The organism is Peptoniphilus harei (assembly GCF_016726485.1).
Taxonomy (GTDB): Bacteria; Bacillota; Clostridia; order Tissierellales; family Peptoniphilaceae; genus Peptoniphilus_A; species Peptoniphilus_A harei.
Genome location: NZ_CP068103.1, coordinates 1,016,466 through 1,039,023, shown reverse-complemented (window position 1 = coordinate 1,039,023; position 22,558 = coordinate 1,016,466). Strand labels below are relative to the sequence as shown.

At 33.8% G+C, this 22,558-nt stretch carries 22 protein-coding genes and 1 other annotated feature; of the genes, 15 read left to right on the top strand and 7 right to left on the bottom strand.

What is annotated here, in order from left to right:
* Nucleotides 1-42: 42 nt before the first annotated feature.
* The 5 genes from jag to rpmH are packed head-to-tail and all read right to left on the bottom strand — an operon-like array spanning nt 43 to nt 2,288.
* Nucleotides 43-846 (bottom strand): RNA-binding cell elongation regulator Jag/EloR, encoded by an 804-nt coding sequence (jag, locus tag I6I93_RS04850; protein ID WP_070701474.1) that lies wholly within the window; start codon nt 844-846, stop codon nt 43-45.
* Nucleotides 846-1,580, bottom strand: coding sequence for a YidC/Oxa1 family membrane protein insertase (locus tag I6I93_RS04845; protein ID WP_112889648.1), 735 nt, complete (start codon nt 1,578-1,580; stop codon nt 846-848). Before I6I93_RS04845 ends, jag begins: the two co-directional genes overlap by 1 nt.
* 17 nt (nt 1,581-1,597) lie before the next feature.
* Complete coding sequence (gene yidD / locus I6I93_RS04840; RefSeq protein WP_070701457.1) at nt 1,598-1,813, bottom strand: membrane protein insertion efficiency factor YidD; 216 nt, start codon at nt 1,811-1,813, stop codon at nt 1,598-1,600.
* Nucleotides 1,810-2,145, bottom strand: a complete 336-nt coding sequence (gene rnpA / locus I6I93_RS04835; RefSeq protein WP_083315525.1) for a ribonuclease P protein component — start codon at nt 2,143-2,145, stop codon at nt 1,810-1,812. The genes yidD and rnpA overlap by 4 nt, the downstream gene beginning before the upstream one ends.
* 8 nt (nt 2,146-2,153) lie before the next feature.
* A complete protein-coding gene (rpmH, locus tag I6I93_RS04830; RefSeq protein WP_005955298.1) occupies nt 2,154-2,288 on the bottom strand; it encodes a 50S ribosomal protein L34 in 135 nt (44 codons plus the stop codon).
* 434 nt (nt 2,289-2,722) lie between these two features.
* On the opposite strand from rpmH, the gene dnaA reads away from it, so the two are divergent.
* The 13 genes from dnaA to I6I93_RS04765 all read left to right on the top strand — a co-directional run bounded on the left by dnaA (nt 2,723) and on the right by I6I93_RS04765 (nt 18,053).
* Nucleotides 2,723-4,072, top strand: coding sequence for a chromosomal replication initiator protein DnaA (gene dnaA, locus I6I93_RS04825; RefSeq protein WP_112889647.1), 1,350 nt, complete (start codon nt 2,723-2,725; stop codon nt 4,070-4,072).
* A 148-nt stretch (nt 4,073-4,220) separates the two neighbouring features.
* Entirely contained in the window at nt 4,221-5,315 is a 1,095-nt protein-coding gene (dnaN, locus tag I6I93_RS04820; RefSeq protein WP_112889646.1) for a DNA polymerase III subunit beta, read from the top strand.
* Nucleotides 5,316-5,317: 2 nt separating this feature from the next.
* Nucleotides 5,318-5,530 carry a S4 domain-containing protein YaaA gene (gene yaaA, locus I6I93_RS04815; RefSeq protein WP_070701449.1) on the top strand — a complete coding sequence of 71 codons (213 nt, stop codon included), beginning with the start codon at nt 5,318-5,320 and terminating at the stop codon, nt 5,528-5,530.
* The gene (gene recF / locus I6I93_RS04810) at nt 5,527-6,600 is read left to right on the top strand and encodes a DNA replication/repair protein RecF (protein ID WP_112889645.1); all 1,074 of its coding nucleotides are present in this window, start codon (nt 5,527-5,529) and stop codon (nt 6,598-6,600) included. The genes yaaA and recF overlap by 4 nt, the downstream gene beginning before the upstream one ends.
* A 16-nt stretch (nt 6,601-6,616) precedes the next feature.
* Nucleotides 6,617-8,530, top strand: a complete 1,914-nt coding sequence (gyrB, locus tag I6I93_RS04805; RefSeq protein ID WP_112889644.1) for a DNA topoisomerase (ATP-hydrolyzing) subunit B — start codon at nt 6,617-6,619, stop codon at nt 8,528-8,530.
* 9 nt (nt 8,531-8,539) lie between these two features.
* A complete protein-coding gene (gyrA, locus tag I6I93_RS04800; RefSeq protein WP_112889643.1) occupies nt 8,540-10,969 on the top strand; it encodes a DNA gyrase subunit A in 2,430 nt (809 codons plus the stop codon).
* Between the two features lie 8 nt (nt 10,970-10,977).
* Nucleotides 10,978-11,289 carry an STAS domain-containing protein gene (locus I6I93_RS04795; RefSeq protein WP_112889642.1) on the top strand — a complete coding sequence of 104 codons (312 nt, stop codon included), beginning with the start codon at nt 10,978-10,980 and terminating at the stop codon, nt 11,287-11,289.
* 1 nt (nt 11,290) lies between these two features.
* Nucleotides 11,291-11,641 (top strand): ATP-binding protein, encoded by a 351-nt coding sequence (locus tag I6I93_RS04790; RefSeq protein WP_070701439.1) that lies wholly within the window; start codon nt 11,291-11,293, stop codon nt 11,639-11,641.
* A gap of 8 nt (nt 11,642-11,649) precedes the next feature.
* Entirely contained in the window at nt 11,650-12,435 is a 786-nt protein-coding gene (locus I6I93_RS04785; RefSeq protein ID WP_070701437.1) for a SigB/SigF/SigG family RNA polymerase sigma factor, read from the top strand.
* Complete coding sequence (locus I6I93_RS04780) at nt 12,435-13,106, top strand: transporter associated domain-containing protein (protein ID WP_112889641.1); 672 nt, start codon at nt 12,435-12,437, stop codon at nt 13,104-13,106. The genes I6I93_RS04785 and I6I93_RS04780 overlap by 1 nt, the downstream gene beginning before the upstream one ends.
* A 295-nt stretch (nt 13,107-13,401) precedes the next feature.
* Nucleotides 13,402-14,892 carry a glycerol kinase GlpK gene (gene glpK, locus I6I93_RS04775; RefSeq protein ID WP_172605457.1) on the top strand — a complete coding sequence of 497 codons (1,491 nt, stop codon included), beginning with the start codon at nt 13,402-13,404 and terminating at the stop codon, nt 14,890-14,892.
* Nucleotides 14,893-15,269: 377 nt separating this feature from the next.
* Nucleotides 15,270-15,504, top strand: a binding site (T-box leader).
* Nucleotides 15,505-15,553: 49 nt separating this feature from the next.
* Nucleotides 15,554-16,633 (top strand): iron-containing alcohol dehydrogenase family protein, encoded by a 1,080-nt coding sequence (locus I6I93_RS04770; protein ID WP_112889639.1) that lies wholly within the window; start codon nt 15,554-15,556, stop codon nt 16,631-16,633.
* A 175-nt stretch (nt 16,634-16,808) separates the two neighbouring features.
* Nucleotides 16,809-18,053 carry an L-cysteine desulfidase family protein gene (locus I6I93_RS04765; protein ID WP_112889638.1) on the top strand — a complete coding sequence of 415 codons (1,245 nt, stop codon included), beginning with the start codon at nt 16,809-16,811 and terminating at the stop codon, nt 18,051-18,053.
* A 99-nt stretch (nt 18,054-18,152) separates the two neighbouring features.
* On the opposite strand, the gene I6I93_RS04760 is transcribed toward I6I93_RS04765, so the two are convergent.
* Both I6I93_RS04760 and I6I93_RS04755 read right to left on the bottom strand, forming a co-directional pair.
* Nucleotides 18,153-19,583, bottom strand: a complete 1,431-nt coding sequence (locus I6I93_RS04760; protein ID WP_112889637.1) for a TraB/GumN family protein — start codon at nt 19,581-19,583, stop codon at nt 18,153-18,155.
* Between the two features lies 1 nt (nt 19,584).
* The gene (locus tag I6I93_RS04755; protein WP_112889636.1) at nt 19,585-20,661 is read right to left on the bottom strand and encodes a pyridoxal phosphate-dependent aminotransferase; all 1,077 of its coding nucleotides are present in this window, start codon (nt 20,659-20,661) and stop codon (nt 19,585-19,587) included.
* An 87-nt stretch (nt 20,662-20,748) separates the two neighbouring features.
* On the opposite strand from I6I93_RS04755, the gene I6I93_RS04750 reads away from it, so the two are divergent.
* Nucleotides 20,749-21,747: a threonine aldolase family protein gene (locus I6I93_RS04750; protein WP_112889635.1), complete on the top strand. Its 999-nt coding sequence runs from the start codon at nt 20,749-20,751 to the stop codon at nt 21,745-21,747.
* 8 nt (nt 21,748-21,755) lie between these two features.
* Nucleotides 21,756-22,391, top strand: coding sequence for a hemerythrin domain-containing protein (locus tag I6I93_RS04745; RefSeq protein ID WP_112889634.1), 636 nt, complete (start codon nt 21,756-21,758; stop codon nt 22,389-22,391).
* Nucleotides 22,392-22,558: the final 167 nt, after the last annotated feature.

The following is a 22,558-nucleotide window of genomic DNA, read 5'->3' as shown; positions in this document are numbered from 1 at the left end:
AGACAAATAAAAAAGAAGGCTTTTAAAATAAAGCCCTCTTTATCAATATTCTCTCTCTTTTTGAATTACTACTTTTCTAAAAGGATCCTTTCCTTCTGAATGAGTAAGTACTCCTTCAAAATCTTGTAAAGCTGTGTGGATAATCTTTCTTTCATAAGAATTCATAGGTTCAAGCTTTATGGACCTACCAGTCTTAAGAACCTTGTTGGCCATTTTGCCAGCAAGATTTTCAAGAGTCTTCTTTCTCTTATCCCTGTAGCCACTAGAGTCAAGGTTGACCCTAATGTATCTTGAAGATTTTTTATTAACAATTAAGTTTAAAATATATTGGATAGAATCAAGAGTTACCCCTCTTTTTCCAATTAAAATTCCAAGTCTATTTTCATCTCCGTTGACATTTACATTTAGAGTATTATTTTCTAATTCCATTTCCACAATATTATCAAGTTCAAGAGTTTCAAGGATTTTTCCTAAAAATTCTCTTGCAGCACTTAAGATTTCTTCATTTTCTTCATCAAGAGTCTTAATAGCTTCTTCCATATGAACTTCATCTGTGGAAACTTCTTCGTCTTCTATTTCAAGTTCATCATCAGTATTTTGAACTACTTCTTGGCTCGTCTCTGGTTCAATTTCTTCATTAAATATTTCATTTAAGATGCTTTTTGTCTCATCTACTTTTGGCCAAACTTTTACAGTGGCATCCTTAGAACCAATAAGTCCCAAGAAACCCTTTTGACCCTCATCAAGGACTTCAATTTCAGCATTATCTCTTGTAATATTTAATTCATTTAGAGCCTCTCTTACTGCTTCATCTACGGTTTTGCCCGTCTTAATTACATAATTCATTACTTGTCCTTAACCTCAACTTCTTCAATTTCATCTTCTACAATCTTATTAGTTATGAGCTGTTGACCTATTGAAAAAATATTGGAAACAGTCCAATAAATTACAAGTCCTGCTGCATATTTTCTTGCCATTGAAAAAATTAAAATTGGCATTACAACCATCATAGTAGACATCATTGACTTAGCTTGATCAGCACCTGCTCCTTGAGTTGCAGGGTTCTTAGTAGTAATAAAGGATACTAAGAAAGTCGAAGCTGCCGCTATAATAGGCATAATTAAAGTTTTGTCAGCATGATCAATATTTTCTATATAAAAGAAGTTCTTGTTCATTGCTTCATAAAAACCTGGATCTGTAAAAGCGAAGGTTTGTGGGTTCAAAAAGACCCTATAAAAGGCAATCAATACAACCATGGTAATAATCATTGGAAGACATCCTCCAGCCATGTTGTAGTTGGCATCCTTATAAAGCTTTTGTTGCTTAGCAGCCAAAGTTTGTGGGTCGTTTTTGTACTTCTTTTGAATCTTAGTAAGCTCTGGTTGAAGTTTTGCCATTTTCTTTTGATTTTTCATCTGAGAAATATTTAGTGGCAAAATCAAAAGCTTAATAATGATAGTTGCAATTATAATTGAAAGTGCAAAAAATGAAATTGCAGCTGGTTCTTGTGGTATAATTGCTGCTAGACCATCATAGATGAATCTAACAAAAGTACCAAGTATAGTACTAATTAAATGCATTAATAATTTCCTCCAATTTAAATGAGAGGATCGTATCCGCCCTTGTGGAAGGGATTACACTTTAAGATTCTCCTTATAGTCAAATAAGTTCCCTTAAAAAATCCATACTTCTCATAGGCTTCGTAGCTGTATTGTGAACAGGTTGGGTCAAACCTACAGTGTCTTCCTGGAAGAAGATAGGTTGAAATAAACCTTTGATAAAATCTTATTAAAATCATACAAATTTTACTCATTTAACCATCTTCTTTTGTCTTTTTAAAACAGAAAAAAAAGAATTCTTAAAGTCTTTAAAGTCCGAATCACATGCATCCTTCTTTGCGACAAATACATAATCGTATCCAGGCTTTATTTTATGAGAATTCTCTCTTAAAAGGTGTTTTAATCTTCTTCTGATAAAATTCCTATTTACTGCATTGCCGACTTTTTTTGTGGCAGTAATGCCAAATCTCGGATAGTCTCTATTGTTCTTAGCAGTAAAAAGAGTGATGTATCTAGATCCAGAAATCTTCTTATTAGAATAAACCCTTTGAAATTCACTATTCTTTTTTAAATAACAATCCTTCATTATAAAACCTAAGCTGAAAGTTTCTTTCTGCCCTTTCTTCTTCTTGCCTTAATTACGGCTCTACCTGCTCTTGTTCTCATTCTAGCACGAAAACCGTGTTCTCTTTTTCTTTGTTTGTTTTTTGGTTGATAAGTTCTTTTCAAAATTCTCACCTCTTTCTATCCTTATCATTTTATTTACAAATTAGAGTCTTGTCAAGTAATATAGTCAATTAATTAACTTTCAAAACCAAAAAAATATAAATATTAAATAATTTATGAGAGTTCATTCAAAGCCCTTATTGTTGATAAGTATAGTCTTATTTGTTAAAATATATGTGGATAATTGTGAGTTATATGTAGATAATAATAAACCTGTTTATAAATAAAGTTATTAACAATCTGTTGATAAGATGTTGATAGTTTTATTTTTATTTTTCTAAAAACTGTGATTTAGCAAATTTTTTAGGCAATCTATCAACAATTCAACCAAAATCATATTGTTTATATTTACTTATCCACAAGTTTACTCACAATTGTATATAGATTTATGAACTGTTATTTATCAACAATATATAAATTGTTAATAAGGAGGAAATATGGACAAGGAACTTTCCACTATGTGGGAGTCTTTCTTAAAAGAACTTGAAAAAAAATCAATGTCTCAAGTTACATACTCCACTTGGTTTTCCAGAATGCTTCCAAAATCAATTGATTATGATGAAGAAAAAATCATAATCACAGTTCCCTCTCCCTTTATAAGAGATTATCTTGTAAATAATAAGAGGCACTTTGACCTCGTAGGGGAAGCCCTCAATGAGATTACGGGAATTGATTTTGATATAAGCATAATTTCAGAAGATGAAGCAACAGACCAAAACCCTGCAGGCCTTATAAATAAGAACTTCTTAAGCATATCAAGGCTAAACCCAAAATACACTTTTGATACCTTTGTGGTGGGCAAGAGCAATGAATTCGCCCATGCAGCAGCTTTGGCTGTCTCTGAAAATTACGAAAATCCGCAAAATGCCTTTTCAAACCCCCTCTTCATTTATGGAGGTGTAGGACTTGGAAAGACCCATTTAATGCATGCAATTGGACATTTTGTACTAGAACAAGATCCTACAAAGAAAATTTTATACGTGACAAGTGAGCAGTTTACTAACGAGCTTATAAATTCAATCCAAACTAATAAGAATGAAGACTTTAGGAATAAATACAGGAAGGTTGACCTTCTACTTATAGACGATATCCAGTTTATAGCTGATAAGGACAGGACTCAGGAGGAATTTTTCCATACCTTTAATGAGCTCCATGAGCAAAATAAGCAAATTGTCCTTACATCTGATAAACCGCCTAAGGATATCAAGAGCCTTGAAGAAAGGCTTATTTCTAGGTTTGCCTGGGGTCTTGTAGTAGATATTGGACCTCCAGATCTTGAAACTAGGATTGCAATTTTGAGGAAAAAGGCCGATTCTGAAGGATTCGAGGTTTCCCAAGAGGTAATGAACTTTATTGCAGAAAATGTCAGAAGCAATATAAGAGAACTTGAGGGAGCCTTATCCAGGGTTATGGCCTATTCAAAGCTAACAGATTCAGATATTTCCGTTGAATCTGCTGCCATAGTCCTTAGGGATATCTACGAAACTAAGGCCAAAAAACAAATAACTGCAGAATATATAAAGTCTGAAGTTGCTAAAAAATATGGACTAAATCTTGATGATTTAAATTCTAGAAAAAGGACCAAGGCTATAGCCTATCCAAGACAAATAGCCATGTATATAACAAGAGAACTAACTGATCTTAGCCTTCCTAAGATTGGAGATGTATTTGGTGGACGTGACCACTCTACTGTTATTCATGCCTACGACAAAATAAGCAAGGATTTAGAAGATGATCCTGTATTTAAAATTGAGATTACTAATTTAATAAAAGAGATAAAATCTTAGCTGTTGATAAGTTTTTATAAGTGTCAATCTTATCCACAACTTATCAAGAGAAATTTTTATTGTAACTCATAACTTTTAGGGACTTATTAACAAATCCACAGGCCCTACTACTATTACTGATTAATATACTATTTTCTAGGAGGAAAAAATGCTAATAAAGGTTAACAGAAAAGAACTGACAAAACATATTTCCATAGTTCAAAAAGCAATTTCTCAAAGAACGACTATGCAAATACTTGAAGGTATAAAAATATCAGCCAAAGATAATATTCTTACTCTTACTGCAACAGATACAGAAATAAGCATAAAGACTGAGCTTAAGGCAATTGTTGAAAGAGAAGGAGAAATTGTAATAAATTCAAGACTCTTTGGAGATATTATTAGAAAACTTGAAAATGACATTATAAATATAAATGTAGAAAATTATATGATGAACCTTAAATGTGGTGATTCAATCTTTAACTTATCCACACAAAAGGCTGATGAATATCCAGACCTACCAAAAGTAGAAGAAGATATCACTATAGATATGTCAGCTAAGGACCTAAAAAACATTGTAAAGAAGACAACTTTTGCCGTTTCTAGTGACGAATCAAGAATTGTCTTTACAGGTGTCCTAATGGATATAAAGAAAAACTTTATAAATTTTGTTGCCCTAGATGGATTTAGGATGGCAATACAAAAACTTGAAAAGGAAACTGGAATTGAAAATTCAATTATAATTCCATCCAGGTCACTTAATGAACTTGTAAAGATAGTTGATGATGAAGAAAATCTTAAGTTAAATATTTCAAGAAATAATATTGTCTTTAAGTTTAACAATACTGTATTTTATTCAACTTTATTAAGTGGAGACTTTTTTAGCTACAGTGCTCTTCTAAGAGATGAACACAAGATTTCTACATCTGTATCAAAGAGAGAATTCCAACTTGCAGTGGAAAGGGCATCTCTTCTTGCAAGAGAAGACAGAGCCAACCTAATAAAATTAAATGTAGCTGAAAATTATATTGATATAAAAAGTAATTCAGAAATTGGAGATGTTTTTGAAAAAGTTAAAACATCAGAACATGATGAAAGTTTAGATATTGCTTTTAATTCAAGATATATTTTAGACGGGGTTAAGATACTAGAATCTGATGAAATTGTCCTTAATTTCACTGACTCAGTAAACCCACTAATAATTACAGAAAAAGAAAATGATTCCTATATATATCTTGTCTTACCAGTAAGACTTGCGGGGTAACTATGGAAACAATTAAAATAAATACTGAATTTATAAAACTAGATTCCTTCCTAAAACTAACAAACCTTTGTGAATCAGGTGGTCTTGCAAAGACCCTTATCCAAGAAGGTGCTGTTATGGTTAATGGAGAAGTGGAAACTAGGAGAGGAAAAAAATTATACAAGGGAGACAAAATTTCTTTTGAGGGAAATGACTTTATAATTGGTGAAAAATGAAACTCAACCATCTAAGACTTTTTAATTTTAGAAATTACAAGGGTTTAGATTTTATTCCAGGTGAAAATATAAATGTTCTCTATGGTCTAAATGCTTCGGGAAAGACCAACTTGTTGGAATCAATTTACATGTCTATAAGGGCCACTTCTTTTAGGAGCCTAAAGGACAATGACCTCATTAATATAGATGAAAATTCCTCAAGTATTATTACAAGATACATGACAGAGGACTACAAGGACGACTACAGGATTGAAATTTCAAAGTTTGAAAACAAGAAACTTTTTATAAACGATGACAAGGTAAATACTAAAGAATACAGAAAATCTAGATTTGTAGTGCTTTTTAATCCTGAAGATTTGAATATAATAAAATATTCACCCAAGGAAAGAAGAAAATTCTTAGACGACCTGCTTTCAAATATTGACCTAAATTATGATTTTTATATGTATAAGTATAGGAGACTTTTGTTCGAGAGGAACAAGCTTCTAAAGATGAACATGGACAGAAATCTTCTAGATGTCTACGACAGGGAAATCGTAAAAAATGGTACCAAGATAATTATAATGAGGTTAAAGACTATTAAAAAGTTAAATGAAATTGCCAAAAAACATTATAAAAACTTATCTGGAGACGATTTAAATATAACCTACCTATCTACAGTACCAGTTTTCGTGGACGAGGAAGAGCTAATGGAAAATTATTTGAAAATATTAAAGGAATCCCTCCCAAAGGACCTTGAGAAGAGATACACAACAATTGGGCCCCACAGGGATGACTTGGACTTCAAGATAAATAAATTTTCCTCTAAGTCTTATGGGTCCCAGGGAGAGCAGAGATCTATAGTCTTGAGTTTAAAATTATCTGAAGCAGATCTTATAAGAGATTTATATAAAACAAAGCCTCTACTTTTACTTGATGATGTCTTTTCGGAAATTGATTCTAAGAGAAGTAGATACTTATTACATTCACTAAAAGATTTACAGACCTTTATCACCACAACAGAGGCTGACGAATTTCTAAAATCCGTTGATGCCAATTTTTATAGGGTGAGTCAAGGTAGGATTTTGTAAAAGAACAGGAGAAAAAATGGCAAAGGACAAAAGACATTATGACGCGTCGGATATACAGGTCTTAGAAGGACTAGACCCCGTTAGAAAAAGACCGGGTATGTATATTGGATCTACTGGACCAAGAGGTCTACACCACCTAGTTTATGAGGTTGTAGACAACTCCATTGACGAGGCTCTTGCCGGTATATGTGATCATATTATTATAAAAATAAATAAAAATGGAAGCGTTGAAATAACTGACAATGGTTCAGGTATACCAGTTGACATCCATCCACAAACAGGTAAGTCTACAGTAGAAACAGTACTTACAATCCTTCATGCAGGTGGTAAGTTTGACAACTCTGCCTACAAGGTTTCTGGTGGACTTCACGGTGTTGGTGTATCTGTAGTTAACGCTCTTTCAAATAAATTAGTAGCAACTGTAAAAAGAAATGGAAAAATTTACAGGCAAGAATTTTCCAAGGGACACAGAAAAAGTGACCTAGAAGTTATTGGAGAAACTAAAAAAGATGATACTGGTACAACAATTTACTTTGAACCAGACGATACTATCTTTGAAACTGTAGAATTTTCTGATGAAGTTTTATCCAAGAGATTTAGGGAGATGGCCTTCCTAAATAAGGGGATAAAAATTGAATTTATAGATGAGAGAAAAGACTTAAAGGAAGTCTTTCACTATGAAGGTGGAATAAAATCCTTTGTTGAATTTATTAATGCAAAGAAAAAGCCAGTCCATGATGAAATCATCTACATAGATGAAATTAGGGAAGAGACAGCAGTTGAAATTGCAATCCAATACACAGACTCCTACTCAGAAGTTGTGCTTTCTTTTGCAAATAATATTAACACTGAAGAAGGTGGAACCCATCTTTCTGGTTTTAGGTCAGCCCTAACAAGGACCCTAAATGATTATGGTAGAAAAAATAATATTATAAAGGAAAAGGAAGAAAACCTATCTGGTGAAGACGTAAGAGAAGGTATTTCTGCAGTTATAAGTGTAAAATTACCTGACCCACAATTTGAAGGCCAAACTAAGGCAAAGCTAGGAAATTCTGAAACTAGGGGAGTTGTAGATTCAGTTTTATCTGAAGAATTGGCAATTTTCTTGGAAGAAAATCCAAGAGTTGGAAAGCAAATCCTAGACAAGGCTCTATCAGCAAGACGTGCAAGAGAAGCTGCCAGAAAGGCAAGAGACCTTACAAGAAAGAAAAATAATCTTGAATCCATGACCCTTCCAGGCAAGCTTGCAGACTGTCAAAATGACGATCCAAAGAGAAATGAAATCTTCCTAGTCGAAGGTAACTCTGCTGGTGGTTCTGCCAAGGACGGCAGGGACTCAGCTTACCAAGCAATCCTACCTCTTAGGGGTAAGATTATGAACGTTGAGAAAGCAAGGCTTGATAGGATGCTAAATTCTTCAGAAATCCGTGCCATGATTACAGCTTTTGGAACAGGGATTGGAGAAGAATTTAACCTAGAAAAATTAAGATACGACAAGATCATAATAATGACCGATGCCGACGTTGACGGTGCTCACATTATGACTCTTCTACTAACATTCTTCTTTAGATACATGAAGCCACTAATAGAAGAGGGACATGTCTATGTTGCCCAAGCTCCACTTTATGGAATAGAAAAGGGAACTAAGATTTTAAGATATTGTCACAATGAAAAGGAACTTAGACTTGCCCTTAAAGAATACAAAGATTCTAAGGTCAACATAAAGAGGTACAAGGGTCTTGGGGAAATGGACCCAGAACAACTTTGGGAGACTACAATGAACCCAGACAACAGGCTTCTTTTAAAGGTTAATATAGACGATTTAACAGAAGCAGATGACACTTTCTCAATCCTAATGGGATCAGAAGTTGAACCAAGAAGAGACTTTATAACAGAAAATGCAGTTTATGCAGATTATATAGATGCATAGGAGTAAACTATGAGTGAAAATAAGATTATAGAATCAGGAATACTTGATGTAGATATTAATAAAAAGATGAGATCATCTTATCTTGACTATTCAATGTCTGTAATTGTTGCAAGAGCACTTCCTGATGTACGTGATGGACTAAAACCAGTCCATAGAAGAATTTTATACGGTATGCAGGGACTTAATCTTGCATCCAATGGACCCTACAGAAAGTCAGCAAGGCTTGTTGGGGATGTAATGGGTAAGTATCACCCTCACGGTGACTCATCTATTTACGAAGCAACAGTTAGACTTGCCCAAGACTTTAACACAAGATATATCCTAGTTGATGGCCAAGGTAACTTTGGTAACATTGACGGTGATGGGGCTGCGGCTATGCGTTATACAGAAGTTAGGATGACCAAGCTTGCAGAAGAAATGCTAAGGGATATAAATAAGGATACAGTTGATTTTGTTCCAAACTTTGATGAGAACGAAAAGGAACCAACAATACTTCCAGCAAGATTTCCAAATCTTTTAGTAAATGGATCTAGTGGTATTGCAGTAGGTATGGCTACAAATATGGCTCCTCACAATATGAATGAGTCCATTGACGGAATTATAGCCTACATTGATAATGATGAAATTTCTATTGCTGAGCTTAATCAAATAATTAAGGGACCAGACTTCCCTACAGGTGCCCAAATTATGGGAACTGAAGGAATAAGAGCAGCCTATGAAACAGGTAGAGGAAAGATAACTGTAAGGGCAGTTGCAGAAATCAAGGCCTTTAAGAACAATCGTGAAAAAATTGTAATTACAGAGCTTCCTTACCAAGTTAACAAGTCTTCACTTATTATGAAGATAGCAGACCTTGCCAAGAACAAGGTAATTGATGGAATTTCTAATATAACTGATGCCTCAAACAGGAAGGGCATCAACATAATAGTTGAACTAAAAAGAGATGCCAATGCAGAAGTTGTTTTAAATAAGCTTTACAAAAACACTCAAATGCAAACAACTTTTGGGATTATAAATCTTGCTCTAGTTAATGGTAAACCAGAAATCCTAAATCTTAAGGAGATTATAAGATACTATGTTGACCACCAAGTTGAAGTGGTGACTAGGAGGACAAAGTTCGACCTAGACAAGGCAGAAAAGAGGGCCCACATAGTTGAAGGTCTTTTCATAGCTCTTGATAACATCGACAGGATTATAAAAATTGTAAGGGCATCTAAGGATGACAAGGAAGCTAAGGAAAAGTTCTATGAAGAATTTAAATTAACAGAAGAACAATCCCAAGCTATCTTGGACATGAGAATCAGAAGACTTACTGGACTTGAAAGAGATAGACTGGAAGCTGAATATGAAAAACTTCAAGCTGACATCAAGTGGTTTAGGGAAATCTTAGAAAATAATGATGTCCTTATGAACCTAATCAAGGAAGAACTTCTTGAAATAAAGGAAAAATATGGTGACCTAAGAAGAACTGTTATTTCCCACGATTCTACTGATATAGAAATTGAAGACATTATAAAGAAAGAAGATGTTGTAATAACTCTTACTCAATTTGGCTATATCAAGAGAATGAGCGAGGGAACTTATAAGCCACAAAAAAGAGGTGGCAGGGGAGTTTCTTCAGGCAATATGAGAGATAAGGACTTTGTCAAAGAATTATTCGTCACATCTACTCACGATATGATTTTATTCTTTACATCACTTGGTAATGTCTTTAAATTAAAGGCCTATGAAATACCAGAAGACTCAAGGACATCAAGGGGTACAGCTATTATAAATTTACTTGACCTTGAAGAAGATGAAAGGGTAACTTCAATAATACCTGTTAAAGAATATGACCCAGACCTAAACTTCTTAATGGTAACTGAAAAGGGACTTATTAAGAGAACTCCATTTAAGGATTACAAAAATATTAGAAAATCTGGTATCATTGCTATAAAGTTAAATGAAGATGATAAATTAATCAATGTTCATTTGACTAAGAATAATGAAGATGTAATACTTGTAACTAAAAAGGGCCTATCCATTAGGTTCAACGAAGAACAAGTTAGGAAGTCTGGCAGAAACTCCATGGGAGTTAAGTCCATAGACCTTGTTGATGATGACATTGTAGTTTCATCTGATTTAGTGGTGGAAGATAAGTATCTTCTTGTTATATCAGAAAATGGTTATGGAAAATTAACAGAAATAGACAAGTACAGACCACAAAATAGGGGTGGAAAGGGACTTCTAACTTACAAGATTACAAATAAAACTGGAGATGTTGCTTCAGCTGCTGTAGTAGAAAAAGAAGACGACGTTATGATAATTGCAAACTCTGGAATTATTATAAGGATTCTTACAGAAGATATCTCCATCCAAGGAAGAAATACATCTGGTGTTAAACTTATGAATTTGACAGATGCAAAAGTTGTAGCTGTTGCAAATTATATTGGAGACTAGGAGGATTTATGGAATTTAAATTAGAGTCAAAAAACACTGATGAATTTTTAGTATTATATCCAATGGGAGAACTTGACGTTTATAATACAAAGAAATTCAAGGAAAAATCTATAAAACTTTATGAAAAGGATAAGAAGGATATTTTATTTGATTGTAAAGAACTAGAATATTTAGACTCTACAGGCTTAGGATCTCTTATCTATATCCTAAAAGAAGTAGAAAAAAATGATAATAAAATTGTAATTGAAAACCTAAATCCACAAATTATGAAACTCTTCAAGATAACTAAGCTTGAAGATATGTTTGAAATCAGGGGGTAGTATGGATACTTTAAAATACCAAATACCCAATGATGCCAAATATTTTTCTACAGTTAGACTTATGCTTTCTGGAATCTTAAATATCCTAAATAGGGACATAGAAGAGATAGAAGACCTAAAGATGGCTGTAACAGAAACTTTAAATATTTGTCACAAGTTAGGCGAAGATGACCATATAGACTTGGTCTTTGAAATAGAAGAAGCTAAAAATATAAAAATTTATGTAAGTGAGATTAATGAAGAAAAATTAGATGCATCTGAAGACCTATCCCTTGCAAAGACTATTATAGATTGTCTTGTAGATGAATCTCATTTTGATGGAAATAAATTTATTTTATCTAAAAAATTATAAGGGTTGCTATGAATTTAAAAGAATACAACAATTTAGATAGAAGACTAACAAAGGAAGAGAGAAAAGAACTTTTTAATGAATATCACAAGACAAGAGAGCAAGAAATCAGGGATATTCTTATAGAAGAGCACCTCTACATTGCAGAAATCCTATCTAAAAAATATACGGGCAGGGGAATAGATTATGATGATATCTATCAAGTGGCATCTATTGGATTAATCTATGCCATTGAGAGATACGACCCTGAAAAGGGCTTCGAGTTTTCTTCCTTTGCCACTCCAACAATAATTGGAGAGATAAAAAAATATTTTAGGGACAATGGTTGGACTATTAGGGTCCCAAGGAGAATCCAAGAACTTTCAAAAAAGATTTCCAATGCGACTGTGAGTCTTTCACAAAAGTACCAAAAGACTCCAACTATAGACGAGATTGCAGAATACTTGGATTCAACTCCAGAGGAAGTTATGGAGGCCATGGAAGCATCTAAGGTCTACACTCCACAATCTCTTGATGTAACTTATGAATCTGGAGATGAAAATGAAGTCAACTTATCTGATTTAATAGGAATTGAAGAAGAATATTTTGACAAGATAGAATCCAATGACTTTTTTAAGAAGGCTATGGAAAACCTAGACGAAGTTGAAAGGACCATTTTAATTGACAGGTACTTCAACAAGAAGACTCAAGTTGTAATTGCCAAGAAATTAAACATTTCTCAAATGACAGTTTCAAGAATTGAGAAGAAGGTCTTGGAGAAGATGAAAAAAGAAGTCGCTAAGACTATGGAGGTATAATGAATAGAAATAGATACCTGGTTACACTTTTAAAATTAGTGAATACATTTGAAATAGTTGTTTCGATAATGCTTATAGCAGGAGTAATTGTTTCAGTGCCAGATATAATGAAGTATTACTTCAAGATACTGACAAGTGATGCAGGCTTGTCCTATGAAATATTCCAAAATTTTCTATCCCACGTCCTCTTGTTAGTAATAGCCATAGAGTTTGTGGTACTTATGATTGCACATACAGACACCAACATCATCCACTTGATCTTGCTTGTAATTTCTAGAAAGATGCTGGTTTATTCTGACACTATGCTTGATTTACTTATAGCAACTATTGCCATAGCAGTACTCTTTGCTGTTAGAAAGTTCTTGTTAACAGGAGTAAATATGGATGCTGAAGGAAATGAAAATGAGTACTCTGCATCAACTCCTATGAAGATTCTAAACAAGAGGTATGGATTTGATATAGAAGCAGGCGAAACTACGACTATTGGTGGTTATGTAGCGGGTCTTCTCATAAAGAATGCAGAAGAGCCAGAAGTTGGCGTTATTGTCGACGATGGCGAATACATCTTTCAAATTGTCAAGATGGCAAGTGGTGGTGTAATAGAAACTGTTTCTGTTGAGAGAATCGATGAGAAAATAGAAAAAGAAAAGAAAAAAGATATCAAAAAATAAGATAAATAAAGATTAAAAGTGTCGGTTTGTCCGGCACTTTTTTTGTGATTATAAAACTTATCTTAGTTAATTTTAGATTAGCAAGTGATAAAAAATTTGAACTTATAAAATTTATCTTAGTTAATTTTAGATTAGCAACTTATAAAAAAACTAGTAAGTGCAAAATTATTAGTTATTTAAAAAATTTTAAAAGTCTGTAATATTTTGTAAATTGTAAATTACAAGTCCATAATTTTTACTAAAACTACAAAAGGGAAGAAAAAAATATTTAAAATGTTATAATAAACTTGGTGATATGATGAAATACATAATGGCATTCGATGCAGGTACAACATCTGCAAGAACTATAATTTTTGATAAAAAGGGAAATCCAGTTTCTGTTGCCCAAAAGGACCTGATTAAACACTTTCCAAAACCTGGTTACGTAGAAGAAGAGCCAGATGACTTGTGGTCCAAGCAAATTGGTACAGCAGTTGAAGCCATGTCTAGGAAGGAAATTGACCCCGAAGACATAGCAGCAATTGGGATAACTAACCAAAGGGAAACGACAATTGTCTGGAACAAGAAGACAATGGAGCCAGTTTACAATGCAATTGTCTGGCAGTGTAAGAGGACTGCAAAATATTGTGAAGAATTAAAGGAAAGAGGCCTGGAAGAAACTATTAGGGAAAAGACAGGTCTTGTAATTGACCCTTATTTTTCTGCGACAAAAATCAGATGGATCCTTGAAAATGTGGAAGGAGCAAGAGAATTAGCAGATAAGGGAGACCTCCTCTTTGGGACAGTTGAGACCTATCTTATTTATAAGTTGACAGATGGAGAAGTCCATATAACTGACTATACCAATGCTTCAAGGACTATGCTCTTTAACATAAAAGAAAAGAAGTGGGACGATGAACTTCTTGAAATTTTTGACATTCCAAAGTCCATGCTTCCAGAGATAAAAAATTCTAGTGAAGTTTATGGCAAGTGTAAGTCCAAGTATCTTGGTTGCGAAATACCTATAGGAGGGGCAATTGGCGACCAACAGTCCTCACTTTTTGGGACAGCTTCCTTTGAAAAGGGGATGGCAAAGTCTACCTTTGGAACAGGAGCCTTTATCCTAATGAATACAGGTGATGAGCTAATTAGGTCGCAAAATGGTCTTGTGACAACTATAGCCTGGGCCATGGACGGACAAATAAAGTATGCCCTCGAAGGTTCAATCTTTGAGGCAGGATCTTGCATAGACTTTATGCGTGACAATTTAAGGATAATTGACCAGGCAGATGATTCTGAATACATGGCAAACAAGGTGGAAGATACTAACGACTGTTACTTTATTCCAGCCTTCACTGGTCTGGGTGCTCCCTACTGGGATCAATATGCCAGAGGGTCTATAGTAGGCCTTACAGGGTCCGTAAATAAATATCATGTAGTGAGAGCTGCCCTAGAATCAATAGCCTATTTATCCTGCGATGTAATAAAGGCCATGCAAGAGGATTCAAAGACAAAGATCAGGTCTCTGACAGTTGACGGTGGAGTTAGCAAGAATAACTTCTTGATGAAGTTTTTATCAGACATAGTTGATGTCCACATAGAAAGGCCAAAAGTTGTAGAACTAACTGCCTTAGGAGCTTGTTATATGGCAGGGCTGGCTGTAGGATTTTGGAAAGATATTGACGAAATAAGAGAAAATAACGCCATAGATAAGTGCTTCGATCCAGATATGGATGAAGAAGAGAGAAATAAAAAGATATCAAGATGGCATGAAGCTGTTAAATATTCCATGAATTGGGCAAAATAAATTTAATTTTTATAAAATTTAAAATATTAACCAGATCTATTTTACTTAGGTCTGGTTTTTTATTTGAGAAAATCAGAAAAATTTTGAAAATTATATTATTTATTTTTAAAATGATCTTAAAATTTAATAAACAAATTTATATTTTTTTAATTTGATTTTATAATTTTGTCCTAAATTTATTAATTTTATTTAATGATTTTTTATTTTAATAAATCAGGAAATTTGTTGATTTAATAAGGATTTGAATTGTATTTAAATTAAACAATATTTTAAAATAATAAAATTTTGTTTAAAAACCTATTGACTTTTTAATTAGAAGTATTTAAAATGGCACTTAATATTTAAAAATTTCTAATTTTTTAGAATTTAATATTTATTTAAATGTTTTGAAGTGGAAAAGTAAGTGAAGAATGTTTTTACAGAGAATTGCCATTAGCTGAGAGGCAAAAAATTGAATTTACTGAAAATGGCCACTGAACTAAAATGCTGAAATGAAGTTTAAATAAGTAAGTGTTTTCGGGATCTCCCGTTACAGAGAAGTTCATTATTGGATAAGTGCATCATTAAGATGAATTAGAGTGGTACCGCGAGTTTATGAATCCCGTCTCTTTGTATATAAAGAGACGGGTTTTTTTTTATTAGGTGCCCAAGGAGGAAAAAGATGAAGACAGTTAGATTACCAAATTATAGTATTTCAAATAGAGAATATGAGGGTCTGGGACAAATAGTGGAGTCCTATGGATTTAAAAAAGTTGTCCTTGTGGGTGGAAAAAGAGCTCTTAAAGCAGTTTCACAAAAGATAAGAGATGGCCTGAGAGATTCAAGTGTAGAAATCCTTGGGGAATTTATTTATGGAAAGGAATGCACACTTAAAAATATTGAAGCTCTTAAAAATAAAAAAGAGGTATTAGAAGCAGATGTAATTTTTGGAATAGGTGGGGGCAAGGCCCTTGATACAGTAAAAGTCCTCTCCTATTATCTTGGAAAACCCTGCATCTCATTTCCTACAATTTGTTCCAACTGTGCTGGAGGGACAGCAATAGCAGTTGTTTATAATGATGATGGATCCTTTTTAAAGTACGAACCAACACCAGCTGCAGTCCATATTTTTGTGGAAATAGAAACTATAGCCCAGGCTCCAGAAGAATATTTTTGGGCGGGAATTGGAGATGGAATTAGCAAGAAGGCTGAGGTCTTATTTGCATCACAAAATGATGATCCTATTGATTTTGTAGCCACAATGGGCCTTAGTTTAGCAGAATCATCTCAAGACACCCTAATAAAATATGGTGAAGAAGGTCTAAGGGATGTTAAGAATAAGGAAGTTTCAAGGTCTGTTGAATCTATTGCAAGTGAAATTTTAATAAACACAGGCTATATTTCTAACTTAACTAATGGGGAAGATTATTATTATAATTCTTCTCTTGCGCATGTATTTTTTAATCTCTCAACCCTAATAGAAAGAAAGGGAGAATACCTTCATGGTTATTTGGTTTCTTTTGGAGTCTTAGTCCTCCATGCTTACGACAAAAATTATGAAGAATTAGAAAAAATTGCTAGATTTAACAAAAAGCTTGACCTTGCATTGTGCTTGGAAGACTTGGGTCTTAAGAGAGAGGATGTTTTTACTATGGCAGACCACATTGAAGAAACTCTTGAATGGAAGAGGTCTAGTGTAGCCTTGACTCGAGATAAATTTATAGAAGCTTGCCTTTATGCAGATGAATTTGGAAAAAAATAAAAATACAAATACAAATACTCCTAATTATGATGGGACCCGGTGGATTCACTGGGTTCTTTTTAAAAAAATTTATTTGTACATAAGAATCTAAAACTAATAATTCATAAATTTAATATTAGGAAAAGCTTATCTTATTTTGTTATAATAAAGATAGATTAAATATAAGGAGATTTTTATGAACTATAATAAATATTTAAGGGAAAAAATGGTGCCGGCCTTTGGTTGTACCGAGCCCATAGCTTTAGCCTTTGCAGCCAGTCGTGCAAGATTTATCTTGGGAGAGGACCCAGATAAAATCAAGGCCAGCTTATCGGGCAATATTATAAAAAATGTAAATAGTGTAAAGGTTCCAGGGACTGATGGAAGAAAGGGAATTGAAATTTCTCTTGCAGCTGGTGCCTTCTTGGGAGACCACACAAAAAAACTTGAGGTCCTATCTGATGTAGACAAGTCAAAGCTTGAATATCTTGATGACCTAATAGATAAGGGACTTTGTGACATTGAACTCCTCCATGAGAAGAAGGGACTCTATATCGACGTAGCCATGGAAAAGGGAGATAAAAAATCTCGCGTCATCATCAAGGACTTCCACACAAATATTATTTATGAAAGTCTAAATGATGAAGTCCTTTTTGAAAAGAAGGAAGAAGAAATAAAAGAAGAAGACAAGATTGACCTTTCATTTGATAAAATTTATGATTTTGCAAAAAATGGAAATTATGACGAGATAATTGACGTCTTGGACAAGGAAATCGAGTACAATTACGCCATTGCCAAGGAAGGAATAGAAAATCCTTGGGGAGCAAATATTGGGAAGATGGTCTTAGAAGAAGCAGGAGACAAGTATTCTGAAAAACTTGTGGCCTATGCAGCTGCAGGTTCTGATGCTAGAATGTCAGGTTGTGAAAAACCAGTTGTTATAAACTCAGGATCAGGCAACCAAGGGATAACAGTTTCTGTCCCAATAATTATCTATGCCAAAGACCATGATATAGAAAAAGACAAACTTTATAGATCCCTTATTTTTGCCAACCTAATTGGCCTTTATATAAAAGAAGGAATTGGCGAACTTTCAGCCTACTGCGGAGTTGTATCTGCAGGTTCTGCTTCAGTTTGTGGCCTTGCCTTTATGGAAGATGAAGACAAGGACCTAATCAAGGAAATTTTAACAAATGCCCTTGCAACAAACTCTGGCCTAATTTGTGACGGAGCAAAAGAATCCTGCGCCATAAAAATTGCATCAAGTCTAAAGATGGGCTTCTTGGCCTACAAGCAAGCCAAGGCTGGTAACTCCTTTAAGGCAGGAGATGGAATCGTAAAGGGAGACATAGATGAGATGATAAAAACTGTGGGCCACATTGCCATGGAGGGTATGAAGGAGACAGACGAAGTCATCTTGAGAGAGATGATTGGCAAATAATTTTGCAATCTATTTTATTGAGATAAAAAATTAAAAGTTTATAAAAATTCACATAAAAAGACGAAGTCCAATGACCTCGTCTTATTTTTTCACAATTTTTTATTTTTCAAGAACTTCATAACCCATGTCTTTTAAAATTCCTGTTACAGAATTTTCTGGAACAAGGTGGGCTGCACCAACTAAGATGAAATAAGTATTTTCTCCATCTTCCTTTAGCATGGCGTCAATTTTTTTGGCCATATTCTTGTCTCTTTCACTTAAGAGGGACTCGTTAAATTTTTCTGAAGCCTCGTCCCCATCACTTGATAAAAGACTTATCATCTTGTCCTTATTTCCAATTTCCCAAGCACTTAACATTTCATTAAGTCCAGCATTTATATTCTTGTAACCATTTTTTTCTATTTCATCAGTTAAATTCTTAATCATAGAGATATAGGACTCTTTATCAAAGTTAGAAAGTAAATCTGATTGGAAATCAACAGACTCAAGTTCTCCTAATTCAAGATTATTTAAAAGACTAAGAGCTAAGAAATAGGACTCAATACCATAAGTTGCAGTTGCAACTTCTCCTTTAGGGTCTACTGACAATGAATTATATATGGCCCATGGCTTTAACTTATTGACTTGGTCCTCAGTCATTCCAAAGTCCTTAAAAATATTTGCAACTCTAGCAAATAATTCTTCTCCTAAGTCATTCTTTAGGCTTCCGCCATCTTTGTAATACATTTTTTCTTGCATTTCTTTTAATTTTTCTTGATTAGTTAAATCAATTTCCATAAAAATTTTGTCTGAATTTTTAAGAGAATTTATAATATTTTGGTCAATTGGATACATAGAGGATTTACCTATGTGAATAGATCCAAGCATATAAACCTTGTTTTTTTTATTTTCAATTTCGTAGAAAAATCCCTTAGCTACTTTATCATTGTCTTGTAAAATCTTTTTTGTAGCCCTGTTATAAAGAGCCAGGACTTCTTCTAGAGGAATTTTGCTATTTAAATATTTTTCATCTTCTTGTCCAAAAAATATTTTTGATTCTTTTAAATTTTTAACTGCAAACTTGTCATCATTTAAAAGTTTTGAAATTGATTCAAGTGTTTCAAGTCGAGTTAAATCTTTAAAAGTAAAATCTCCACCTGTTTTTAGACCACGAGATTCAATTTTTTCTTTTGCAAGTTTGTAGGCTGTGTTTGCATCTTCTAAAGTAACAGCTTTTCTAAAATCCTTTCCTTCAAAGAAACTTGAAGCAGGATATAAACCCATAAATTGAACATCATTAAGATCTACACTTGCCCATGGACTGAAACTTGGAGACTTGATTTTAGGAGTTTTTTCTTTAGATTTGATCTCTTTAGATTCTTCTATTTTTTTATCTAATGTATTTTGATTTTCTGCATTGTTGCTGACAGATTCTTCGACTTTAATTTCTGTAACTGCAGGACTTGTATCTTCTTGTGCAAAAGCAAAGTTAGGTAGGAAAAGTGTAGGTACTAGTGCTAAAGTCGTCAGTATTTTTTTAAATTTTTTCATATTAATCACCCTTATAAATTTCTTTTAGTTTTTTTAACAATTTTTCATTTGCAGGATCTTCCAAAATACAGATTCTAAAATAAGATTTGTCCAAATTTTTAAAACTTTTGCAATCTCTTACTACTAAACCTTCTGTGAGAAGTTTTTCTCTTAATATTGTAGAATTTATACCCTTAAGTATCTTAATTAAAATAAAATTCCCAAAACTCTCATAGGCCCTTAAATTTTCTATACCAGAAAGTTCCTTATAAAAATTTTCTCTACGGCTTCTTATAAAGTCAAAAACTTTTTCAAGATAAGCTTCATCAGAGAACATGACCTTGCCGCAAATTTCTGCCACAGAATTAATCTGCCAGAGGACCTCCTTGTCCTTGAAAAACTTCAAAAGTCCTTCATTGGAAGTCAGTCCATAGCCAAGTCTTATGCCAGGAAGGGCAAAAAACTTTGATGTCCCCCTTACGACCACCAAGTTGTCATAAGATTTTGTAAGACCTGATGATGAGTAGGTCTCCATGTTTGTGAACTCAATATAGGTTTCGTCCACCAAGACCTTGGCACTAGTTTCTCTTAAAACTATTTCAATCTCAGACTTTTTTAAGATTGTCCCAGTTGGATTGTTGGGGTTTGCAAAAATCAAGAAATCAATATTTTTTTCATTGATTGTATTTATTAGCTGGTCTAAATTTATTTTAAAATCATTTTTTTCTTCTAGATTGTACTCAAATATGTGGGAAGAAATTTTTCTTAACTCCCTCTCATATTCAGAGTAGCAAGGTGATAGGATCATGGCAGCTTTTGGAGCAAAATAATAGATTGTATCCCTCAAAATTTCTGTAGACCCAAGTCCAAGGACAATATTTTCTCTCTTGCAGGATGCGTATGTAGAGATGGCTTCCCTTAAATCAAGATAGTCCACGTCAGGGTAAGTTGAAAGTAAGTTTAAGTTGTCCTTTAGACTTTCAAGGGCTTTCTTAGATGGTCCCAAGGGATTTATATTGGAAGAAAAATCCCTAATGTCTTCAATTTTTATGCCTTCTTTTTTCGCAATCTCAAAAACATTTGCGCCGTGACTGTTCATATTAACACCTCGTTTTCTATTGTACCCTATTTGGTAAAATTTTACATATATTATATAATAAGGGGTAAGAAGAGGGTGAGGTGGCTTATGAATAATTTTAGAAATGACTACAGTGATTTTGGATCCAAGGAAATCTACCAAGAGATAGAAAAGATTTTTGACCATAAGATTTCTGGCTATGGGACTGATGAAATTTCAAACCAGGCTAGGGACTTAATATTAAGGGAAATTGGAAGGGACGCGGACATTGAGTTTGTGTCTGGAGGCACTGCCACAAATATTTTGGCGACGACTTTTGGTCTTAAGCCCTATGAAGCAGTCTTATCTGCATCAACAGGCCACATAACCCACCACGAAACTGGGTCCATTGAAGCCACAGGACACAAGGTTGTGACTATTAAAACGCATGATGGAAAGTTAAAAGCAGATAAAATTAGAGACTTTATTGATGACCAGCCAGGTGAAATTGATGTAAAGATAAAAGTTGTCTACATTTCTCAAACTACTGAAGTGGGAACTGTCTATTCCATAGATGAAATAAAGGAAATTTATGAAGTCTGCCAAGAAAAAGACCTATATCTTTATATTGACGGGGCGAGGATTGCCCATGCCATGGCTGCAAATTCTAGTAATTTATCAGATTATGCCAAGTATTCCCACATTTTTTCCATTGGTGGAACAAAGAACGGGGCAATCCTTGGTGAAGCCCTGGTGATTTTAGATGAAAACTTGAAGAAAGACTTTAGATATTACTTAAAACAAAGGGGAGCCATGATGGCAAAGTCCTTCTTAATTGGTCTATCTTTTAAGGTCTTATTCCAAGATGGACTTTATTACGAGAATGCCAAGAAGGCCTATGAAATGTCAAGGCTTTTAGTTGATGGTCTAAAGGATTTGGTAAGGGACCCAGTCTTTGGGGAATCTAACCAAGTTTTTATAAAATCTAACCCAGAAGAAATTGAAAAATTAGAAAAAGAAAATATTTTTGAAATAGAAAACAAGAAGGAATCTATAATTAGACTTGTTACAAATTATAGGACAAGTGAAGAGGAAGTAAGAGGATTTTTAAATTCTATAAATAATTAGGAGGAATTATGTTAGAAAGAAATATGACAGTTGAAGCTGCAGTAATGGAAAACCCAAAAGTCTTAAAGGAAATCCAAAAGCTTGGAGGAGAATACGACTTTATAGCTATGGAAAGGCTTGAAGATGCCCTAGAATCTCTTGGAGAAAACTATGACCTATTTATAAAAAAAGTTGAAGGTCAAGATGACTTCAAGGATATGGACAGAGTTAGGAAGATGAATAAGGAAGAATTAATCCACTACATTGTAGAAGAAATTCACCCACAAGAACTTGCTACAACAGAAAAAATCGACGAAATCTTTAGGGGAGCTATTAAAAAATATTACAGAGAAAGAGGAGAACAACTCTTTGTGATCTATGAAGTTCTTCTTCTTATAAAGGCCGAACTTGTTTCTCACTTTTCCAGCGAAGAAGAGTTTGAATTTAAGGACGCTCTTGCAGGCAAGGATGTCGACTTCGAAAATCTACTTGCGGAACACGAAAAGACTATTGGCCTATTTGACAGGATCAAATACCTAACTCGTGACTACAAGATGAATGCAGAAGAGCCAGAAATCAAGGAACTCAACAAGCTTATGGGAGAACTTGACGAAGACATGAGAAGACACATCTATATAGAAAACGAAATTCTATTTAAGATGTAAGGTCCTGGATTTATAAATAAATTATAAATTATAATTAAAATATTAGGATTGGCACTGGGGAGTGTAAAATATTTTATGAAATTTAAAATTTATAAATAATTAAAAGTAAAATGGTTTAGCCTAGGCTAGGCCATTTTTTATTGTTCCGAAAGATGCCTTATATTTTT

What these genes read in the sequence shown, in the direction of transcription:
- glpK (WP_172605457.1), top strand. Translation starts at nt 13,402, where the DNA reads ATGATGAAATACATAATGGCATTCGATGCAGGTACAACATCTGCAAGA.
- recF (WP_112889645.1), top strand. Translation starts at nt 5,527, where the DNA reads ATGAAACTCAACCATCTAAGACTTTTTAATTTTAGAAATTACAAGGGT.
- dnaA (WP_112889647.1), top strand. Translation starts at nt 2,723, where the DNA reads ATGGACAAGGAACTTTCCACTATGTGGGAGTCTTTCTTAAAAGAACTT.
- I6I93_RS04785 (WP_070701437.1), top strand. Translation starts at nt 11,650, where the DNA reads ATGAATTTAAAAGAATACAACAATTTAGATAGAAGACTAACAAAGGAA.
- rnpA (WP_083315525.1), bottom strand. Translation starts at nt 2,145, where the DNA reads ATGAAGGATTGTTATTTAAAAAAGAATAGTGAATTTCAAAGGGTTTAT.
- I6I93_RS04795 (WP_112889642.1), top strand. Translation starts at nt 10,978, where the DNA reads ATGGAATTTAAATTAGAGTCAAAAAACACTGATGAATTTTTAGTATTA.
- I6I93_RS04770 (WP_112889639.1), top strand. Translation starts at nt 15,554, where the DNA reads ATGAAGACAGTTAGATTACCAAATTATAGTATTTCAAATAGAGAATAT.
- yaaA (WP_070701449.1), top strand. Translation starts at nt 5,318, where the DNA reads ATGGAAACAATTAAAATAAATACTGAATTTATAAAACTAGATTCCTTC.
- gyrB (WP_112889644.1), top strand. Translation starts at nt 6,617, where the DNA reads ATGGCAAAGGACAAAAGACATTATGACGCGTCGGATATACAGGTCTTA.
- I6I93_RS04750 (WP_112889635.1), top strand. Translation starts at nt 20,749, where the DNA reads ATGAATAATTTTAGAAATGACTACAGTGATTTTGGATCCAAGGAAATC.
- I6I93_RS04745 (WP_112889634.1), top strand. Translation starts at nt 21,756, where the DNA reads ATGTTAGAAAGAAATATGACAGTTGAAGCTGCAGTAATGGAAAACCCA.
- I6I93_RS04845 (WP_112889648.1), bottom strand. Translation starts at nt 1,580, where the DNA reads ATGCATTTAATTAGTACTATACTTGGTACTTTTGTTAGATTCATCTAT.
- I6I93_RS04780 (WP_112889641.1), top strand. Translation starts at nt 12,435, where the DNA reads ATGAATAGAAATAGATACCTGGTTACACTTTTAAAATTAGTGAATACA.
- I6I93_RS04755 (WP_112889636.1), bottom strand. Translation starts at nt 20,661, where the DNA reads ATGAACAGTCACGGCGCAAATGTTTTTGAGATTGCGAAAAAAGAAGGC.
- jag (WP_070701474.1), bottom strand. Translation starts at nt 846, where the DNA reads ATGAATTATGTAATTAAGACGGGCAAAACCGTAGATGAAGCAGTAAGA.
- I6I93_RS04765 (WP_112889638.1), top strand. Translation starts at nt 16,809, where the DNA reads ATGAACTATAATAAATATTTAAGGGAAAAAATGGTGCCGGCCTTTGGT.
- I6I93_RS04790 (WP_070701439.1), top strand. Translation starts at nt 11,291, where the DNA reads ATGGATACTTTAAAATACCAAATACCCAATGATGCCAAATATTTTTCT.
- yidD (WP_070701457.1), bottom strand. Translation starts at nt 1,813, where the DNA reads ATGAGTAAAATTTGTATGATTTTAATAAGATTTTATCAAAGGTTTATT.
- I6I93_RS04760 (WP_112889637.1), bottom strand. Translation starts at nt 19,583, where the DNA reads ATGAAAAAATTTAAAAAAATACTGACGACTTTAGCACTAGTACCTACA.
- dnaN (WP_112889646.1), top strand. Translation starts at nt 4,221, where the DNA reads ATGCTAATAAAGGTTAACAGAAAAGAACTGACAAAACATATTTCCATA.
- gyrA (WP_112889643.1), top strand. Translation starts at nt 8,540, where the DNA reads ATGAGTGAAAATAAGATTATAGAATCAGGAATACTTGATGTAGATATT.